The following is a 21,702-nucleotide window of genomic DNA, read 5'->3' on the forward strand; positions in this document are numbered from 1 at the left end:
CAGCCCCGCCGGCGCCGGTGGCGCCGGCGGGGCTGCGGTGCTGATCGGCTACGGCGGCAATGGTGGAACCGGCGGCATCAGCCTGGCCGGCTTCGGCGGCGCCGGGGGCGCGGGAGCGGCCGGTGGCCTGTTGCTCGGCAGCGGCGGTGTCGGCGGTAACGGTGGCGCCAACCTGGGCGGCAACGGCGCGGGCGGCGCCGGCGGCGCCGGCGGCAACGCCTATCTGCTGGGCGAGGGCGGCTCCGGCGGGTCCGGGGCCAACAGTGCGAGCGGGGTCGGTGGTGCCGGCGGCGCCGGAGCCAACGGCGGCTTCCTGATCGGCACCGGCGGGTCCGGCGGCCACGGCGGCTCGACGACCTTCCTCAACGGCACCGCCGGCAACGGCGGCACGGCAGGCAATGCCTGGATCTTCGGCCGGGGCGGCATCGGCGGCAGCGGCGGAAGCAGCATCAGCGGCCTGGGCGGTAACGGCGCGGCCGGCGGCAATGCCGGATTCCTGCTCGGCAACGGTGGCAGTGGCGGCAACGGCGGAGCCGGCGGCGCGGGCGGCGGCATCGGCGGCGGCGGCGGGAACTCCTGGCTGCTCGGCAACGGCGGCCACGGCGGAAACGGCGTGATCGGCGGCACCGCGGGCCGGGCAGGGTTCCTGATCGGCAACGGCGGCGACGGCGGCACCGCGCGGGCGGGCGCCAACGGCGGCCTGCTGTTCGGAGACGGCGGCAACGGCGGCAACGGCGGTGTCGAACTGCCCTCCGACGGTGGCGCCGGGGGCCGGTCCTGGCTGCTGGGCAGTGGTGGGCACGGCGGTGCGGGCAGTGCCGGCATCGTCGCCGTCGCCGACGGCAACGGCTTCGCCGGGGGTAACGGCGGCGCCGCCGGACTTCTGTTCGGCTTCGGCGGCAACGGCGGCAGCGGCGGTGCCGGGTTGGTCACCATCGCCGGGTCCGGCAACGGCGGCGCCGGGGGCGCCGGCGGTGATGCCGGATGGATCTGGGGCATCGGTGGAGATGGCGGCACCGGCGGCGCCGGCGGCAGCGGCACCTTCCTCGCGACGGCCGGCCACGGCGGCACGGGTGGTAACGGCGGCACCGCCCGGATCTTCGGCACCGGCGGCAATGGCGGCGCGGGCGGCAGCGGCGGCGACCACAACGTCAGCGCCGCTGCAGGGGCCGGCGGCCAGGGCGGCAACGCCGGCGGCAGCGGATTCATCTACGGCAACGGTGCCGCCGGCGGCGCCGGCGGCGCGGGCGGTGCCGGTGGGGTCGCCGCAACCGGCGGTACGGGCGGTAACGGCGGCGCCGGCGCATCGACGTTCCTGCTCGGCAACGGCGGGGCCGGTGGATACGGCGGGGCGGCCGGTGACGGGGCCAACGCCACCGGTGCGGGCGCAGCCGGTGGATACGGCGGGGCCGCGGGCAACAGCGGCTTTATCTTCGGCAACGGCGGGGCCGGTGGCATCGGCGGCGCCGGCGGCGACAATCTCAGCGCGCAGCCCGGTGGACCCGGCGGCAATGGCGGTGGCGGCGGCAACGCCACCTTCATCGGCAACGGCGGCAACGGCGGCGGCGGTGGCGGCGGCGGTACCGGCGGTTCGCCCGGAATCACCGGGACCGGTGGCGGAGGCGGCCGGGGCGGCTTCTTCGGCCAGCCCGGGACCACCGGATAGCCCGCAGTATCCGTCCTGCGTCAGCGGTATCCGCGAACCGAACAAGATGCCGGTACCGCGTGTCATAGCAAACCCGGGATTCGGTGCTCATCCAGGCAGTTGACCCTCAACTAGATGTCTCCAGTGTGGCGTAGACCACTTTTTAGAGACTATTTAGATGATTTAGGCTGTTTTTGGACAAAAGTCAGTATGGTCTCAGGGTTTTACAGCTATCGTCCGTATCGGCCTGGCCGATCAGCATGACCTGGGGACATGAAACGACCTCTTAGGTCGTGACCTAGCTAGTGGGCGGTTCCCGATGTCATACGTACTTGCAACGCCGGATGTGCTGTCAGCCGCGGCGTCGGATCTAGCCGGCCTGGGGGCCACGCTGGAGCGGGCCAACGCGGCCGCCGCGGCCTCTACGACCGAGCTGCTGGCCGCAGCGCAGGACGAGGTGTCGACCGCCATCGCCGCGCTGTTCGGCACGCATGGCCAGGCGTATCAGGCCGTCAGCGCCCAAGCCGCCGCCTTCCACAGCCAGTTCCTGCAGAGCCTGTCCACCGGCGCGGGCGCCTACGGCCTCGCCGAGGCCACCAACGCCGCGCCGCTGGCCGGGCTCGAGCAGGCGGTGCTCGGGGCGATCAACGCCCCCACCCAGGTGCTGCTCGGACGGCCGCTGATCGGTGACGGGGCCAACGGCAGCACCCCGGGTGCGGCCGGCGGCGCCGGTGGATTGCTGTACGGCAACGGCGGCGCCGGTGCGGCGGGTGCGGCGGGACAGGCCGGCGGCGCGGGCGGCAGCGCCGGCCTGATCGGCAACGGCGGCGTCGGCGGCGCCGGCGGAGCCTCGACCATCGGTAACGGCGGGGCCGGTGGCGCCGGCGGCAGCGGTGGCTGGCTGTACGGCAGCGGCGGCGCCGGGGGCGCCGGCGGCGCCAACCTCAACGCTCTCGGAACCGGCGGCGGCGGTGGTGCCGGCGGCCGGGCCTGGCTGATCGGCGCCGGCGGCACCGGTGGCGCCGGAGGCACCGGCGCGAACGGCGGCTGGGGTGCGGCCGGCGGCAACGGCGGCTACCTGTACGGCGACGGCGGCACCGGCGGGGCCGGCGGCGGCAACACCAGTCCCACCGGCATCGGCGGGACCGGCGGCCGCGGTGGAGATGCATACCTGTTCAGCAACGGCGGCGCCGGTGGATCCGGCGGCGCCGGCCCGACCGTCGGTGGCCAGGCCGGATTCGGCGGCCACGGTGGCCACGGCGGACTCTTCACCGGCGCCGGTGGCGCCGGTGGTGCGGGTGGCATGGGCGCGACCGGGGGCGGCGGCGGCACGGGCGGCGACGCGGGCTGGCTGTCCGGCGGATCGGGCGGAGCCGGCGGCGTCGGCGGCATCGGCCAGAGCGGCAACGGCGGCCTGGGCGGCGCCGGCGGCTCGGGTGGGCTGTACGGCGCGGGCGGGGCGGGCGGCACCGGTGGCGCCGGCGCCGCGGCCGGTGGTACCGGCGGGCTCGGCGGCAACGCGGGCTGGCTGTTGGGCACCGGTGGCACCGGCGGCAGCGGCGGATCCAGTGGCGCGGGTAACCCCGGCGGCAACGGCGGCGCCGGCGGCAACGGCGGATGGCTGTACGGCAACGGTGGTGTCGGCGGCAACGGCGCCAACGGCGGGGCCGGATCCATCGGCGTCAACGGCGGCACCGGCGGCAACGGTGGCGCCGGCGGCCGGGGCGGCCTGCTCTTCAGCGACGGCGGCAATGGCGGTAACGGCGGCATCGGCGGCAAGGGCGGCACCGGCACCCAGGGCGCCAACGGCCTGGACGGTACGTATCCCAGCGGCAACGGCACCAACGGCGGCGACGGCGGCACGGGCGCCATCGGCGGCAACGGCGGTAACGGGGGCGCCGGCGGGCGGGGTGGCCTGCTGTTCGGCGAGTCCGGCATCACCGGCCGCGGTGGAGCCGGCGGCGACGGCGGCACCGGCGGCCTCGGCGGCAATGGCGGCAACGGCGCGGCGGGCAACGCCGCCAGCCCGAACGGTGGAAACGGCGGCAACGGCGGCAATAACGGCTTCGGCGCGGCCGGCGGCACCGGCGGGTCCGGGTCGGTCGCGGGCGCGCACGGCAAGGCGGGCACCACGGTCACCGGCGCCGGCGGTAACGGCGGCAACGGTGGGGCCGGTTACGACGCATCCCTGGGTTCGGTCGCCGGCGCTAGCGGCGGCAACGGCGGTGCCGGCGGCAACGGCGGCAATTACGGCAACGGTGGCGTCGGCGGCGCCGGCGGCAACGGCGCGGCCGGCAAGGCCGGGGTCAACGGGCTCAACCCGGGTGACAGCGGCACCAGTGGCCTCGCGGGTGGATCCGGCGGTAGCGGCGGCGCCGGGGGTAATGGCGGTTCGATCTCCGGCAACAGCGGCGCCGGCGGAGCCGGCGGTCACGGCGGCGGCGGCGGCGCGGGCGGATACGGCGTCGACGGCAGGGACGGCGCGGTCGCGGGCCAGGCGGGCCAGGCCGGTGGCAGTGGCGGCGACGGCGGAGCGGGCGGCGACGGCGGGGCCGGCGGCAAGGCCGGCACGGTGCTGGGCAAGGGCGTCGCAGGTGCCGCGGGCGCCGGTGGAGCCGGTGGTGACGGCGGCGCGGCCGGGCGTCCCGGCGACGGTGGCGTGGGTGCGGCCGGCGACGCGAACCACATCGACGGTGCTTCGGGCGGCAAGGGCGGTAACGCCGGTACGGCTGGCTCCGGCGGCAACGGCGGCCTGAACGGCAGCGGGAGCGGCACGGGCGTCAAGGGCGCCAACGGGGCCGCAGTGGTGGGTCCGGCCGGCTCCGGTGGTGACGGCGGCGCGGGTTACAGCGCCACGGTGGCCGGTGCCAGCGGCGGCAGCGGCGGCACCGGCGGTGCCGGCGGCAACATCGGAAACGGCGGTGACGGCGGCGCCGGCGGCAACGGCGCGGCGGGCGCGGCCGGCGCGAGCGGCGTCAGTGCCGGCGACAGCGGCACCAACGGTCTGGCCGGCGGCAAGGGCGGCGACGGTGGCGCCGGTGGCGCCGCGGGCGGCGCGGGCACCCACGGCGGGGCCGGTGGAGCCGGCGGCCAGGGCGGCGCCGGCGGCAAGGGCGGCAGCGGCGTTAACGGCTCCGACGGGGTTGCCACCAACGGCGACGGCGGTGCGGGCAAGGCCGGCGGCAATGCCGGTAGCGGTGGCGCCGGCGGCGATGGCGGTAAAGGTGGCGCCGCGGGCGGCACCGGCCTGGGCGGAGCGGCCGGTACCGCCGGAAGCGGTGGCGCGGCCGGTAGTGGTGGTGACGCGGGACTCGCCGGGGCCGGCGGTGTCGGCGCGATTGGACATGACGGCGCGGCCGGGGTCAACAACGGCGCCGGCTACGCCGGTGGAGACGGTGGTGCGGGCGGTAAGGGCGGCGACGGCGGCAAGGGCGGCGTCGGTGGCGCCGCCGGCACCGGAGTCGGCGGCAGCGCGGGTGCGAACGGCAACGGCGGCACGGCCAGCAGTGGCGGCGCCGGTGGCGCGGCCGGCGCAGGTGGGTCCGGCGTGGACGGCGCCAACGGCCAGGCCGGAGTCAACAACGGCGCCGGGGTGGCCGGTGGTGACGGTGGCGCCGGAGGTAAGGGCGGTGCCGGCGGTACCGGCGGCACCGGCGGCCAGGCCGGTGGTTCGGGTGCGACGGCGGGCGCCGACGGCAAGGGCGGCGCCGGTGGGCACGGTGGCAATGCCGGCACGGCCGGCGACGGCGGGCGCGGTGCCGACGGAGTGTCCGGCGCCGTTGACGGCGGGGCCGGCGGCCGGGGCGGCAACGCCGGCGCGGTAGGCGTCGGTGGTAGCGGTGGCAGCGGACCTGCGGGTAACGGCGCGACCGGCCTCAGCGGGCTGGGCGCCAACGGCGGCGACGGTGGTGCCGGCGGTAACGGTCTAACCGGCTCCAACGGGGCCAACGGCGTGGGCGCCGGTGCCAGCGGCGGCAACGGCCTGGCCGGCGGCAAGGGCGGCGACGGCGGATCCGGTGGCACGGCCAGCGGTTCCGGCACCCACGGCGGTGACGGCGGCGCCGGCGGCGTCGGTGGCGCGGGCGGCAAGGGCGGCTCGGGCGTCGACGGCGGCAACGGGCAGCTCACCAACGGCGCGGGACAGGCCGGCCAGGCCGGCGGTAACGCCGGCAGCGGCGGCGACGGTGGCGCCGGCGGCAAGGGCGGCGACGCGGGCAGCGGCGGCACCGGCGGCGGGATTGCGGGCAAGGCCGGCAGCGGTGGCGCGGCCGGCAGCGGCGGCGACGCCGGCACGGCGGGCAAGGGCGGCAACGGCGCCAGCGGCGCGAACGGCGTGGCCGGTGTGAACAGCGGCGCCGGATTCGCCGGCGGCAACGGCGGTGCGGGCGGCCAGGGCGCCAACGGCGGCAGCGGCGGGGCCGGCGGTCAGGCCGGCGCCGGCGCCGGCGGCAGCGCGGGTAAGGACGGCAACGGCGGCGCGGCCAGCAGCGGCGGCGCCGGCGGCGCGGCCGGCAACGGTGGTGCCGGCCTCAACGGCGCTAACGGCCAGGCCGGCGTCAACAACGGCGCGGGTGTCGCCGGTGGCGACGGCGGCGCGGGCGGCAAGGGTGGCGACGGCGGCGTCGGCGGCACCGGCGGCAAGGCGGGCGGCACGACCGGCACGGCAGGCACCGACGGCAAGGGTGGCGCCGGTGGTCTGGGCGGCAACGCCGGCACGGCCGGCGACGGCGGGCGCGGCGCCGACGGAGTGTCCGGTGCCGTCGATGGTGGCGCCGGCGGTAAGGGCGGGAACGCCGGCGCGGTCGGCGCGGGCGGTGCCGGTGGCCTCGGGCCGGCCGGCAACGGCACGAACGGCCTGTCCGGAGCCGGCGCGAACGGCGGCAACGGTGGCGCCGGGGGCAACGGCCTGGCCGGTGCCAACGGCACCGACGGCGTCAACCCCGGCGACAGCGGGACCAGTGGCTTCGCCGGCGGCAAGGGCGGCGACGGCGGCGCCGGCGGCACCGCCAGTGGATCCGGCACGCACGGCGGCAGCGGCGGGGCCGGCGGCAAGGGCGGTCAGGGCGGCAGAGGCGGCAGCGGTGTCGACGGCGGCAACGGGGTTGCCACCGATGGAGCCGGGCAAGCCGGTCAGGCCGGCGGCAACGCCGGCGGCGGTGGTGACGGCGGCGCCGGCGGCAAGGGCGGCGACGCCGGCAGCGGCGGCACCGGCGGCGGCGTCGCGGGTCAGGCTGGCAGCGGCGGTGACGCCGGCAGCGGCGGCGCGGCCGGCACGGCCGGCAAGGGCGGCATCGGCGCCCACGGCCACGACGGCACCGCCGGTTTGAACAACGGCGCGGGCTACACCGGGGGCGACGGCGGCGCGGGCGGTAAGGGCGCCAACGGCGGCAACGGCGGGGCCGGCGGTCAGGCCGGCCTCGGTGCCGGTGGCACCGCGGGCAAGGACGGCAACGGCGGCGCGGCCAGCAGTGGCGGCGCCGGTGGCGCGGCCGGCGCCGGCGGCTCCGGTGTCAATGGCGCCAACGGCCAGTCCGGCGTCAACAACGGCGCGGGTGTCGCCGGTGGTGACGGTGGCGCCGGCGGCAAGGGCGGTGACGGTGGCACCGGCGGCACCGGGGGTAAGGCCGGTGGCGCCACCGGCACGGCAGGTGCCGACGGCAAGGGCGGAGCCGGCGGTCTGGGCGGCAACGCCGGCACGGCGGGCGACGGCGGCCGGGGTGCCGACGGGGTGATCGGTGCCATCGACGGCGGCGCGGGTGGCAAGGGCGGCAACGCCGGCGCGGTCGGCGCCGGTGGCGCGGGCGGCCTCGGGCCGGCCGGCAACGGCGCGAACGCCCTGTCCGGGGCCGGCGCGAACGGCGGCAACGGTGGCGTCGGCGGTAACGGCCTGGCCGGCGCCAACGGCACCAACGGGCTCAATGCGGGTGACAGTGGGACCAGTGGCTTCGCCGGCGGCAAGGGCGGTGACGGCGGCGCCGGTGGTACGGCCAGCGGATCCGGCACCCACGGTGGCGCCGGTGGTGCCGGCGGCCAGGGCGGCGCGGGCGGCAAGGGTGGCTCCGGCCTCAACGGCGGCAACGCCGTGGCCGGGGAAGACGCCTACGGAACCGGGGTCGGCGCCGGACAGGCGGGCGGCAACGCAGGCAGTGGTGGTGACGGCGGCGCCGGCGGCAAGGGCGGTGACGCCGGTGGCGGCGGCACCGGCGGCGGCGTCGCGGGCAAGGCCGGCAGCGGTGGTGCGGCCGGCAGCGGCGGTGACGCCGGCTCAGCGGGCAAGGGCGGTAACGGCGCGAGCGGCGCGAACGGCGTGGCCGGGGTCAACAACGGTGCCGGCGCGGCCGGTGGTGACGGCGGCGCCGGCGGTAACGGCGCCAACGGCGGTAACGGCGGCGCCGGCGGTCAGGCCGGCTCCGGTGCCGGCGGCAGCGCGGGCAAGGACGGCAACGGCGGCGCGGCCAGCAACGGTGGCGCGGGTGGCGCGGCCGGTAAGGGCGGCGCCGGGGTCAATGGCGCCAACGGCGTGGCCGGCGTGAACAGCGGCGCGGGTGTCGCCGGTGGTGACGGCGGGGCCGGCGGCACGGGCGGCGCCGGCGGAACCGGCGGCACCGGAGGCAAGGCCGGCGGGGTCACCGGCAACGCGGGCGCCGACGGCAGCGGCGGCGCCGGCGGTAAGGGCGGTAACGCCGGCACGGCCGGCGACGGCGGCCGTGGCGCCGACGGGGTGACCGGAGCAGTCGACGGCGGCGCCGGCGGCAAGGGCGGTAACGCCGGCGCGGTGGGCCAGGGCGGCACCGGCGGCACCGGAACTGCGGGTAAGGGCGCGAACGGGCTCAACGGGTCGGGCGCCAACGGCGGTAACGGCGGAGCCGGCGGCAACGGCCTGGCCGGCGCGAACGGCGCCGACGGCGTCAACGCCGGCGACAGCGGCACCAACGGTCTCGCCGGCGGCAAGGGCGGTGACGGCGGCGCCGGTGGTACGGCCAGCGGATCCGGCACCCACGGCGGTAACGGTGGTGCCGGCGGCATCGGCGGAACCGGCGGCAAGGGCGGTTCGGGCATCAGCGGTGCCATCGGTCAGGTCACTAACGGCGCCGGCGGCAACGGGCAGGCCGGCGGCAACGCCGGCAGCGGCGGCGACGGCGGCGCCGGCGGCAAGGGTGGCGACGCCGGCAGCGGCGGCACCGGCGGCGGAGTCGCCGGCACCGCCGGAAACGGTGGCGCGGCCGGTAACGGTGGCGCCGCGGGCACGGCGGGCAAGGGCGGCGCGGGTGCTGCCGGTCATGACGGCGTGACCGGCATCAACAGCGGAGCCGGTTACGCCGGCGGTGACGGCGGCGCCGGCGGCAACGGCGCCAACGGCGGTAACGGCGGCGTCGGCGGTGCAGCTGGAGCCGGTGCGGGTGCCACCGCGGGTGCCAACGGCAACGGCGGCGCGGCCAGCAGCGGCGCTGCCGGCGGCGCGGCCGGTTCCGGCGGTGCCGGGATCACCGGCGCCAACGGCTCGGCGGGAACCAACGCGGGCGCCGGGCAGGCCGGTGGCGATGGCGGCGCGGGCGGTAAGGGTGGCGCCGGCGGGACCGGCGGGACCGGCGGTAAGGCCGGCGGCACCGGGGCCAGTGCAGGCGCCGACGGCCAGGGCGGCGCCGGCGGCCAGGGCGGTAACGCCGGCACGGCCGGTAGCGGTGGCCGCGGCGCGGACGGCACCAGCACGTACGTCGACGGCGGGGCCGGCGGCAAGGGCGGCAACGCCGGGGCGGTCGGCCAGGGCGGCACCGGCGGCACCGGTCCCGCGGGCAAGGGCGCGGACGGCATCAACGGCACCGGCGCCAACGGCGGTGACGGCGGCGCCGGCGGTAACGGCGCGGCCGGGGCCAACGGCGAGAACGGCATCAACACCGGGGCCAGCGGGACCAACGGCCTCGCCGGCGGCAAGGGCGGCGACGGCGGCGCGGGCGGCACGGCCAGCGGATCCGGCACCCACGGCGGTAACGGCGGGGCCGGCGGCATCGGCGGGACCGGCGGCAAGGGCGGCTCGGGTGTCGACGGCAACAACGGCGTCGCCACCAGCGGCGCCGGCGGCAACGGCCAGGCCGGCGGCAACGCCGGCAGCGGCGGCGACGGCGGAGCCGGCGGTAAGGGCGGTGACGCCGGCAGCGGCGGCACCGGCGGCGGCGTCGCGGGCAAGGCAGGCAGCGGTGGCGCGGCCGGCAGCGGTGGCGCGGCGGGCAGCGCGGGCAAGGGCGGCGCGGGCGCCATCGGCCACGACGGCGTCTCCGGCGTCAACAACGGCGCCGGCTACTCGGGTGGCGACGGCGGCGCGGGCGGTAACGGCGCCAACGGCGGTAAGGGTGGCGTCGGTGGCGCGGCCGGGGCCGGCACCGGTGGCAGCGCGGGCGCCAACGGGAACGGCGGGGCTGCCAGCAGCGGCGGCGCCGGGGGCGCTGCGGGATCCGGCGGCGCCGGCATCACCGGCGCCAACGGAGTGGCCGGAACCAACGCGGGCGCCGGACAGGCCGGCGGCGACGGCGGCGCCGGCGGTAAGGGCGGCGCCGGTGGCAACGGCGGCACCGGCGGACAGGCCGGCGGCGCCGGCGCCACCGCGGGAGCCGATGGCAAGGGCGGCGCCGGTGGACAGGGCGGTAACGCCGGCACGGCCGGTAGCGGTGGCCGCGGCGCCGACGGAACCAGCACGTACGTCGACGGCGGAGCCGGCGGCAAGGGCGGCGACGCCGGGGCCGTCGGCCAGGGCGGCACCGGCGGTAGCGGTCCCGCGGGCAAGGGCGCGGACGGCCAGGGCGGCGCCGGCGCCAACGGTGGTAGCGGTGGCGCCGGCGGTAACGGCGCGGCCGGGGCCAACGGCGAGAACGGCATCAACGCAGGCGGCAACGGCACCAACGGCCTCGCCGGCGGCAAGGGTGGCGACGGCGGCGCGGGCGGCACGGCCAGCGGAGTCGGCACCAAGGGCGGCGACGGCGGGGCCGGCGGCATCGGCGGGGCCGGCGGCAAGGGCGGCTCGGGTGTCGACGGCAACAACGGCGTCGCCACCAGCGGCGCCGGCGGCAACGGCCAGGCCGGCGGTAACGCCGGCAGCGGCGGCGACGGCGGCGCCGGCGGCAAGGGCGGCGCGGCGGGCAGCGGTCCCACCGCCGGCAAGGCCGGTGACGGCGGTGCGGCGGGCAGCGGTGGCGCGGCGGGTACCGCCGGAAAGGGCGGCGCCGGCGCTGCCGGTCACGACGGCATTTCCGGCGTCAACAGCGGCGCCGGTTACGCCGGCGGCGATGGCGGCGCCGGCGGTAGCGGCGCCAACGGCGGCAACGGAGGTGTCGGCGGAGCCGCCGGCACCGGCGCCGGCGGCAAGGCGGGCGCCAACGGCAACGGCGGGGCCGCCAGCAGCGGCGCGGCCGGCGGAGCGGCCGGCAACGGAGGCGCGGGTATCACCGGCGCCACCGGGCAGGCCGGGGTCAACGCGGGCGCGGGTCAAGCCGGCGGTAGCGGCGGAGCCGGCGGCAAGGGCGGCGACGGCGGCACGGGTGGCACCGGCGGCAAGGCCGGTGGCGCCGGCGCCAGTGCGGGCGCCAACGGCAAGGGCGGCGACGGCGGTCAGGGCGGCAACGCCGGCATCGCCGGTGATGGTGGCCGTGGCGCCGATGGCACCAGCACGTTCAGCGACGGCGGAGCCGGCGGCAAGGGCGGCGACGCCGGCGCGGTCGGCACCGGCGGCAAGGCCGGCAGCGGGCCTGCCGGCAGCGGCGCCAACGGCGCCGACGGCACGGGCGCCAACGGAGGCAAGGGCGGCGACGGCGGCAACGGCACGGCCGGCGCAGCCGGTAAAGACGGCGTCGACCCCGGTGACAGCGGTACCAACGGGTCGGCCGGCGGCAAGGGCGGCGACGGTGGTGCCGGCGGCACGGCCAGCGGCAAGGGCGTCGGCGGCACCGGTGGGCAGGGCGGCACCGGTGGCGGCGGTGGCACCGGCGGGTCGGGCGTCGACGGCGGTAACGGCGTGGCCGGGCTCAACAACGGCGCCGGCCAGGCCGGCGGCAATGCGGGTGCGGGCGGCAACGGCGGTGCGGGCGGTAAGGGCGGCGACGCCGGCGGCGCCGGCACCGGCGGCGGGACGGCCGGCACGGCGGGCAGCGGCGGAGCGGCCGGTTCCGGCGGCAACGCGGGCCTCGCGGGCAAGGGCGGCATAGGCGCCACCGGCGCCAACGGTCTGACCGGCGTCAACGGCGGCGCGGGCACGGCCGGCGGTGACGGCGGCGCGGGCGGCAACGGCGCCAACGGCGGTAACGGCGGCACCGGCGGAGCGGCCGGCACCGGGACCGGCGGTAAAGCGGGCACGAACGGTAACGGCGGGGCCGCCAGCAGCGGTGGCGCCGGCGGAGCGGCCGGAAACGGTGGCGCCGGAGTCACCGGGGCCAACGGCGTGGCGGGCGTCAACAGCGGCGCCGGAGTGGCCGGCGGCGACGGCGGCGCCGGCGGTAAGGGCGGAGCGGGCGGCACCGGTGGCACCGGCGGGTCCGCCGGCGGCGCGGGCGCGACCAACGGCGCCAGCGGCAAGGGCGGCAACGGCGGTCAGGGCGGCAACGCCGGCAGCGCCGGCAACGGCGGCCGCGGCGCCGACGGCACCAGCACGTTCGTCGACGGCGGAGCCGGCGGCAAGGGCGGCAACGCCGGCGCGGTGGGCCTGGGCGGCACGGCGGGCACCGGTCCCGCCGGTAGCGGCGTCGCCGGCAACGGCGGAACAGGCGCTAACGGCGGCAGCGGCGGGGCCGGCGGTAACGGCGCGGCCGGAGCGAACGGCGTCAGCGGCGTCAATCCCGGCGACAGCGGCACCGCCGGCTCGGCCGGCGGCAAGGGTGGTGACGGCGGCGCCGGCGGTACGGCCAGCGGCGTCGGAACCACCACCGGCAGCGGTGGGGCCGGCGGCCAGGGTGGCGCCGGCGGCACGGGTGGTTCGGGCGTGGCCGGCAGCAACGGAACGACGACCACGGGCATCGGCAACGCCGGCCAGGCCGGCGGCAATGCGGGTGCCGGTGGCGCCGGCGGTGCCGGTGGATCCGGTGGTGCCGCAGGCACGCCCGGCACCGGCATCACCAAGGGCATCTCCGGCAACGGCGGTGCGGGCGGCAACGGCGGCGCGGCCGGAACGGCGGGGGCCGGCGGGATCGGCGCCAACGGCGCCAACGGTGTCTCGGGAGTCAACAGCGGTGCCGGTTATGCCGGCGGCAACGGCGGGGCCGGCGGTGCCGGCGCTGCGGGCGGCAAGGGCGGCAACGCCGGTGCGGCCGGCGGCTCAGGGGCCAGCGCGGGCGTCAACGGCAGCGGCGGCGCCGGCAGCAGCGGCGGCGCCGGCGGCGCGGCCGGCTCCGGCGGCACCGGTATCACCGGCGCCAACGGAATCGCAGACTCTAGTAAGTACGGCACCGGCATCGGCGGCGGCCAGGCCGGCGGCGACGGCGGGGCCGGCGGTACCGGCGGCAAGGGTGGCGCCGGAGGTGGCGGCGGCACCGCGGGTACCGGCGGCACCGGTGGCAGCGCGGGCGCCAACGGCAACGGCGGCGCGGGCGGCAAGGGCGGCGCCTCCGGCGCGGCCGGCAGCGGTGGCGACGGCGCGGCCGGCACCACAACCAACCCCAACGGCGGAGTCGGTGGAGCGGGCGGCAACGCCGGGGCCACCGGCACGGGCGGCGCCGGCGGCGCGGCGGGTACCGGCGGCACCGGCGGCTCGGGCGGCAGCAGCGGCGGCACCGGCACCGGGGCCAACGGCGGTAACGGCGGCGTGGGCGGCAATGGCGCGGCCGGCACGGCCGGGTCCAACGGCGTCAACGCCAACAACCCCAACGGCACCGACGGCACCGCGGGCGGCACCGGCGGCGCCGGTGGCGCGGGCGGCAAAGGCGCGGGCAGCGGCTTCAAGGGCGGCACCGGCGGCCTGGGCGGAAACGGCGGCGTCGGCGGCGCCGGCGGCAGCGGCATAGACGGCAGCAACGGCGTGGCCACCACCGGAATCGGCGGCTCCGGCACGGCCGGCGGCAACGCCGGTAACGGCGGCGCCGGCGGCAGCGGCGGCGCGGGTGGCGCGGCGGGCGCCGCGAACGGCAGCGCCGGTGCGGGCACGGCAGGCAACGGCGGCAACGCGGCCAAGGGCGGCAACGCGGGCACCGCCGGCAACGGTGGAACCGGCGCGGCGGGCGCCAACGGCAGCTCGGGCTTCAACAACGGCGCCGGCTACGCCGGTGGCGACGGCGGGGCCGGCGGCAAGGGCGGCAACGGCGGAGCCGGCGGCACCGGCGGAGCGGCCGGCGCCACCAATGGCGGCACCGCGGGCACCGCGGGCACCAACGCCGGCGGCGGCAACGCCAGCAACGGCGGCACCGGCGGCGCGGCCGGGTCCGGCGGCACCGGCATCACCGGGGCCAACGGCGTCAGCGACCAGAACAACTACAACAACGGCATCGGCGGCGGCCAGGCCGGCGGCGACGGTGGAGCCGGCGGTACCGGCGGTGCCGGCGGGGCCGGCGGCAAGGGTGGGGCGGCCGGCGGAGCCGGCGCCACCGCAGGCAGCAACGGCAACGGCGGAGTCGGCGGCAAGGGCGGCAACGCCGGCACGCCCGGCAGCGGCGGCAACGGCGCGGCCGGCACCAGCACCAACGTCAACGGCGGCGCCGGTGGCAACGGCGGCAACGCCGGAGCCGTCGGCAAGGGCGGCGCCGGCGGCACCAATGGCGGCGGCGGTAGCGCCGCCAACGGCGCCAACGGCACCAACGTCACCGGACCCGTCGGCAACGGCGGCAACGGCGGCAGCGGCTTCAACCCGCAGGCTCCCGGCGCCAGCGGCGGCAACGGCGGGGCCGGCGGTGACGGCGGCAACTACGGCAACGGCGGCAACGGCGGGGCCGGCGGCAACGGTGTGGCCGGCAACGACGGCAGCGCAGGTGTGAAGGCCGGTGACAGCGGCGGCAACGCGCAGGCCGGTGGGTCCGGCGGCGACGGTGGCCGCGGCGGCAAGGCCGGCGTGAACTTCGGCAACGGCGGCGCCGGTGGCGCCGGCGGCAGCGGCGGCAGCGGCGGCAACGGCGGTACCGGGCAGACCGGCGCCAACGGTGTGGCCGGCGTCAACAACGGCGCGGGTCAGGCCGGCGGCAACGGCGGCAACGGCGCGAACGGCGGTAACGGCGGCGCCGGCGGCGCCGGCGGCGGTTCCACCAAGGGCATCGCCGGCACCTCCGGCGCCGGTGGCAACGCCGGTAACGGCGGTAACGCCGGGACGCCCGGCGACGGCGGCATGGGCGCGGCCGGCACGGCGACCAGCCCGAACGGCGGGGTCGGCGGTAACGGCGGCAACGCCGGCACGGTCGGCGCCGGCGGTACCGGCGGCAGCAACGGCACCGGCGTCGGCACCGGCAAGTACGGCATCGACGGCGCTCTGCCGCAGACCCCGGTCGGCAACGGCGGCAAGGGTGGCACCGGGTTCACCTCGACCACTGCCGGCGCTAACGGCGGCGACGGCGGGGCCGGCGGCAAGGGCGGCAACTACGGCAGTGGCGGCGCCGGCGGTGACGGCGGCAACGGCGTGGCGGGCGCGGTCGGCAAGGACGGCGTCAGCGCGGGCAACAACGGCAGCACAGGTCAGGCCGGCGGCGCCGGCGGCAAGGGCGGCGTCGGTGGCGACGCCGGCGCCAACCTGGGCGACGGCGGTGCCGGCGGCAACGGCGGGACCGGTGCCGACGGTGGCGCCGGTGGCACCGGTGCCGACGGCGCCAACGGCGTCTCCGGGCTCGACGAGTACGGCACCGGCAAGGGCGGCGGCCAGAACGGCGGCAACGGCGGTAGCGGCGGAGTGGGCGGCAACGGCGGCGCCGGCGGCGCCGGCGGCAAGGCCGGCCTGTACGGCACCGCCGGAACGGTCGGATCCGGCGGCAACGCCGGCAACGGCGGCGCGGCCGGCGCATCGGGCAGCGGTGGCAACGGCGCCGCGGGTATCGCCGGCAGCACCGCCGGCGGCAACGGCGGCAACGGCGGCAAGGTCGGCACCGCCGGCGGCGGCGGCACCGGCGGCCTCGACGGCGGCGGCGACGCGAGCGGCACCAACGGCACCGCCGGTGCGGCCTTCACCGGCCCCTCCGGCAACGGCGGCGACGGCGGCGTCGGCTACAGCTGGGCGCCCAACGCCACCGACGCCAACGGCAACGGCCTCAACGGCGGCGCCGGCGGCCAGGGCGGCAGCGGCGGCAGCAACGGCAACGGCGGTAAGGGCGGGGCCGGCGGCAGCGGCTCCAATGGCGCGGCCGGTACCAACGGGCTCAACACCGGCGACTCCGGCACCAACGGCGGCAAGGGTGGCGCTGGCGGCACGGGCGGCGCCGGCGGGGCCGGCGGCACCACGACCGGCAACGGCGGCGCCGGCGGCCTAGGCGGCAACGCCGGCAGCGGCGGCAACGGCGGCAACGGCGTGGACGGTCACGACGGCGTGGCCAACTCCAACAAGTACGGCACCGGTATCGGCGGCGGTCAGAACGGCGGCAGCGGCGGCAGCGGCGGCCTGGGCGGCGACGGCGGCGCCGGCGGCAAGGGCGGTGCGGCCACCAACGGCGTGGCGGGCGCCGGCGCGGCCGGCGGCAACGCCGGCAACGGCGGCAACGGCGGCCTGCAGGGCAACGGCGGCAACGGCGCGGCCGGCACCGCGACCAACCCCGACGGCGGGGCCGGCGGCAAGGGCGGCAACCCGGGCACCGGCGCCGGCGGCGGCACTGGCGGTGCCGGAGGCGCCAACGGCTCCGGCTCCGGCTCCGGCGCGAAGGGCAACAACGGCAGCGGCGGCAGCACCCCGACCGGCGTCGGCGGCAACGGCGGTAACGGCGGCGACGGCTACACCGCCACCACCCCCGGAGCCAATGGCGGCAAGGGCGGCGCGGGCGGTGACGGCGGCCTCTACGGCGATGGCGGCACCGGCGGCAACGGTGGCAACGGCGCGGCCGGCAAGGCCGGCGCGAACGGCACCGTCGACGACCCCAACGGCGCCAACGGCCAGACCGGCGGCAGCGGCGGGGCCGGTGGCGACGGCGGCAACAGCGGCACCCTGAACGGCAAGGGCGGCGCCGGCGGCAACGCCGGCAGCGGCGCGGCGGGTGGCGCCGGCGGCAACGGCCTCAACACCAACGTCGGGGAAGGCGGCAACGCCGGCAACGGCGGCACCGGTGGCCTCGGCGCGGCCGGCGGCAAGGGCGGCAACGGTTACCTCGGCGGCGGCAAGGGCGGCAACGGCAGCGACCCGGGCGCCGGCGGCGGCGCCGGCACTCCGGGCACCGGACCCGGCGGCAGCGGCGCCAACGGCAAGGCCGGCACCACACCCACCACCCCGACCGGCAACGGCGGCAACGGCGGCAACGCCTTCGGCGTCCCGGGCGCCGGCCAGACCGGCTACGCCGGGGGTGACGGCGGCAACGCCGGCGCCTACGGCAACGGCGGTAACGGCGGCGACGGATACACCGGCGGCACGGGCGTGACGGGTGCCACCGGTCCCACCGGCGGCACCGGTGGAGTGGGCGGCACCGGCGGCGACGGCGGAGCGGCCGGCAAGGGCGGCAACGGCGGCACCATGGCCGGCAACAGCGGCAGCGGCGGTAAGGGCGGCGACGGCGGCGCCGGTGGCGTTGGCGGCAAGGGCGGCGCGGGAGACCCCACCTTCGCCCTCAACAACGGCGCCGGCGGCAACGCCGGCAACGGCGGCACCGGCGGCAAGGGCGCCGCGGGCGGCAACGCCGGCACGGTCACCAACGGCACCGTCGGCAACGGCGGCAACGCCGGCAACGGCGGGGTCGGCGGCGTCAGCGGCGTCGGCGGCACCGGCGCGGCGGGCACCGCGGCGCACCCGACCGGTGGCGCCGGCGGCAACGGCGCCAACCCTGGCAGCGGCGGCACCGGCGGTACCGGCGGCAGCGGCCTGAACCCCGGCGCCAACGGCGGCAACGGCGCCACCCCGACCACCATCGCCGGCAACGGCGGCACCGGTGGGGCCGGCTGGAACTCCACCGATCCGACCAAGGCCGGCGGCGACGGCGGCACGGGCGGCAACGCCGGGCAGTACGGCACCGGCGGCACCGGCGGCAAGGGCGGCAGCGGAGCCCAGGGCACCGCCGGCAGCGACGGCAACACACCCGGCGCTGACGGCACCGTCGGCGGCAACGCCAGCGCCGGCGGCAACGGCGGCAAGGGTGGCCTGGGCGGCACCATCGCCGGCGACGGCGGCGACGGCGGCGCCGCGGGCAACGGCGGCGATGGCGGTACCGGCGGCAACGGCGGTAACGGGATCAACGGCGGCAACGGCGGCAAGGGTGGCGGCGGCGGCAACGGCGGCGCCGGCGGCAAGGGCGGCGACGGCGGTTCGCCCGTGGCTCCCGGTTACAAGCAGGGCAACGGCGGGGCCGGCGGCAACGGCGGCAACACGGGACTGGGTGGCAACGGCGGCGACGGCGGCAACGGCACCTACGCCAACCCGAACGGCGGCAAGGGCGGCGACGGTGGCACCATCGGCTCCGCCGGTGCCCTCGGCAAGGGCGGTACCGGCTTCACCAACGGAACCGACGGCAAGGCCGGCACCGTCCCCGCGGGCACGGCCGGCAACGGCGGCAAGGGCGGCACCGGCTTCAGCTACAACCCGCTGACCGACCCGGGCAAGACCGGCGGTGACGGCGGCGCCGGCGGCAACGGCGGCACCATCGGCAACGGCGGCAACGGCGGGGCCGGCGGCAACGGCACGGCCGGCAAGGCGGGCGTCAACGGCGTCCTGCCCGGCAGCAGTGGCACCAACGGCCAGGCCGGCGGGTCCGGCGGCAGCGGTGGCGCCGGCGGCGCCAGCGGCACCCTGGCCGGCAACGCCGGCAGCGGCGGCGCGGCCGGCAACGGCGCAGCCGGCGGCAAGGGCGGCAACGGGGTCAGCGGCAAATCCGGCCTCCCACTGATCAACAGCGGTGCCGGCCAGGACGGCGGCAGCGGCGGCGACGGTGGTAACGGCGGCGCCGGTGGCAACGGCGGCAAGGCCGGTGCCCTGCTCAACGGCAGCGGCCTCGCGGGCACCGACGGCACCGGCGGCAACGGCGCCAACGGCGGCAAGGCCGGCACCCCCGGCAACGGCGGCACCGGCGCGGCCGGCACCGTTCTGAACCCCAACGGCGGCAACGGCGGCAACGGCGGCAACGCCGGCAACGCCGGTACCGGCGGCAGCGGCGGCACCGGGTCCACACCCGGCACCAGCGGCACCAACGGCGCCTCGGTCACCGGGCCGGCCGGCAACGGCGGCCAGGGCGGCGCGGGCTACAACCCCCTCACCAAGGGCGCCAGCGGCGGCAACGGCGGCGCCGGCGGCAACGGCGGCAACATCGGCAACGGTGGCAACGGCGGGGCTGGCGGCAACGGCGTCGACAGCGTCCTGAACGGGGCGAACGGCACCAAGTCGGGAGACTCCGGCGGCAATGGCCGCGCCGGAGGCTCCGGCGGTGCCGGCGGGGCCGGCGGCAAGGGCGGCTCCATCTCCGGCAACGGCGGCCAGGGTGGCGCCGGCGGCAACGGCGGCAACGGCACCGCGGGCGGCAACGGCGTGTCCGGCGGCAACGGCGTGACCGACGTCGACCAGTACGGCACCGGCATCGGGAGCGGCCAGAACGGCGGCAGCGGCGGCGTCGGCGGCGCCGGCGGCAACGGCGGCAACGGCGGCGCCGGCGGCACCGCCACCAACGGCGTCGCCGGCAGCGACGGCATCGGCGGCAACGGCGGCAACGGTGGCAAGGCCGGCACCCCCGGCGACGGCGGCAAGGGCGCCGACGGCACCGTGACCAACCCGAACGGCGGTAACGGCGGCAACGGCGGCAACGAGACCGCGGGCAAGGGCGGTGCCGGTGGCACCTCCAACACCAAGGCGGGCACGGCCGGCACCGACGGCGGCACCGTCGGCGGCGTGACCGGCAGCGGCGGCGCCGGCGGAAACGGCTACAGCCAGACCGTCGCCAACCCCGGCACGGCCGGTGGCAACGGTGGTGCCGGTGGCAGCGGCGGCAACCACGGCAACGGCGGGGCCGGCGGCAACGGCGGCGACGGCGTGGCCGGGTCGGCCGGGCAGAGCGGTGTCAACAGCGGCGCCGGGCAGAACGGCGGCAATGGCGGCACCGGCGGTAACGGCGGCAACGGCGGCAACGCCGGGCTCGGCGGCAAGGCGCTCGGCACCGGCACCAACGGCGCCGACGGCAATGGCGGCGCCGCCGGCAACGGCGGCAAGGCCGGCACCCCGGGCGACGGCGGCAAGGGCGCCGACGGCACCTCGACTAACCCCAACGGCGGCAAGGGCGGCGACGGCGGCACCGCGATCGTCGGCAAGGGCGGCACCGGCGGCTCCAACAGCGGCGGCACCGGCACCCCCGGCGCCAACGGCAGCGACGGCGCCGGGTTCGCCAGCCCGGTCGGCAACGGCGGCAACGGCGGCAACGGCTTCACCCAGACCAGCACCGCGGGCGCCAACGGCGGCAGCGGCGGCGCCGGCGGTAACGGCGGGACCTACGGCAACGGCGGCACCGGCGGTAACGGCGGTAACGGCTTCGCCGGGTCGAACGGCGGCACCGGCATCAACGGTCAGGCCGGCGGCAGCGGCGGTGACGCCGGAGCCGGCGGTAACGGCGGCACCATCTCCGGAAACGGCGGCGCCGGCGGCATCGGCGGGAACGGCGCCAACGGCGGAACCGGCGGCAACGGGACCAACGGCAGCACCGGCGTCCAGGGTGTGAACAGCGGCGCCGGCACCAACGGCACCAACGGTGCGACCGGCGGCAACGGCGGCAACGGCGGCGCCGGCGGCATGGGTGGTACTGCTCTGGGCACCGGCACCAACGGCGCCATCGGTGCCGGCGGCAACGGCGGCAACGGCGGCAGCGGCGGCACCGCCGGGGCCGGCGGCAACGGTGCGGCGGGAACCTTCGCCAACCCCGACGGTGGCCGGGGCGGTGACGGCGGCAATGCCGGCGCCGGCGGCGCGGCCGGCAAGGGCGGCCTGAACGGCAACGGCAGTGGCGCGGGCACCAACGGCACGGCCGGCACCACGCCCACCACCCAGACCGGAAACGGCGGCACCGGCGGCAACGGCTTCAGCTACAACGCGGCCACCGACCCGGGCAAGGCCGGCGGTAACGGCGGCGCCGGCGGCAACGCCGGCCAGTACGGCACCGGCGGCGCCGGCGGTAACGGCGGCAACGGCACCGCGGGCAAGGCCGGAGCAACCGGAACCAACCCGGGCGACAACGGCACGATCGGCCAGGACGGCGGCGCCGGCGGTAACGGCGGGGCCGGCGGTCTCGGCGGCACCGTCGCCGGCAACGGCGGTACCGGCGGCAACGCCGGCACCGGCGGCAGCGGCGGCGCGGGCGGCAACGGCGCGGCCGGCGACCCCACCTTCGGCGTGAACAACGGCGCCGGCGGCAAGGGCGCGGACGGCGGCACCGGCGGAGCCGGTGGAGCGGCCGGTGCGGGCGGCAACGCCCTCGGTGCCGGCAACGGCGGGGCCGGTGGCACCGGCGGCGGTGGCGGTACCGGCGGAGCGCCGGGCACCGGCGGCAACGGAGCGGCCGGCACGCTGGCCCACCCCGACGGCGGCGACGGCGGCAACAGCGGCGCCGGCGGCAAGGGCGGCGGCGGTGGCGCCGGCGGGACGGGTGGCAACGGCGGCCCGACCTCCGGCAACGGCGGCAAGGGCGGCAACGCCGGTAGCGGCGGCGCCGGCGGCAACGCGGGCCTCGGCCAGACCGGCGGCCTCGGCGGCAACGGCGGCGGCAGCAACGGCAGCGGCGGCAACGGCGGCAAGGGTCCCGACGGCGGTGACGGCGGCAACGCTGGCGCCGTCGGTAACGGCGGCAACGCGGGCGGCGGCGGCAGCGCCGGCGGCAACGGCAACGGTGGCAACGGCGGTGGCGGTGGCAACGGCGGCAACGGCGGCGGCGGCGGCGTCGCGGTCGGCGGCGGGTCAGCCGGTAAGGGCGGCAACAACGGCAACAACGGCAAAGCCGGCAACTGAC

Annotated in this window: 2 protein-coding genes; both read left to right on the top strand. The window is 79.5% G+C overall.

Annotated elements, in window-relative coordinates:
• Positions 1 to 1,666 (top strand): PE family protein (locus AO501_RS40070; protein WP_197419780.1); only part of this gene is annotated, 1,666 nt, incomplete at its 5' end.
• Positions 1,667 to 1,964: 298 nt separating this feature from the next.
• The gene (locus AO501_RS36900) at positions 1,965 to 21,701 is read left to right on the top strand and encodes a PE family protein (RefSeq protein ID WP_156452363.1); all 19,737 of its coding nucleotides are present in this window, start codon (positions 1,965 to 1,967) and stop codon (positions 21,699 to 21,701) included.
• The last annotated feature ends 1 nt before the right edge of the window (position 21,702 follow it).

The sequence above is a fragment of the Mycobacterium gordonae genome (genome assembly GCF_001417955.2).
Lineage (GTDB): Bacteria > Actinomycetota > Actinomycetes > Mycobacteriales > Mycobacteriaceae > Mycobacterium > Mycobacterium gordonae_B.

Excerpts from the sequence above, each read along its gene's own strand:
- AO501_RS36900 (WP_156452363.1), top strand. The coding sequence starts at position 1,965 with ATGTCATACGTACTTGCAACGCCGGATGTGCTGTCAGCCGCGGCGTCG.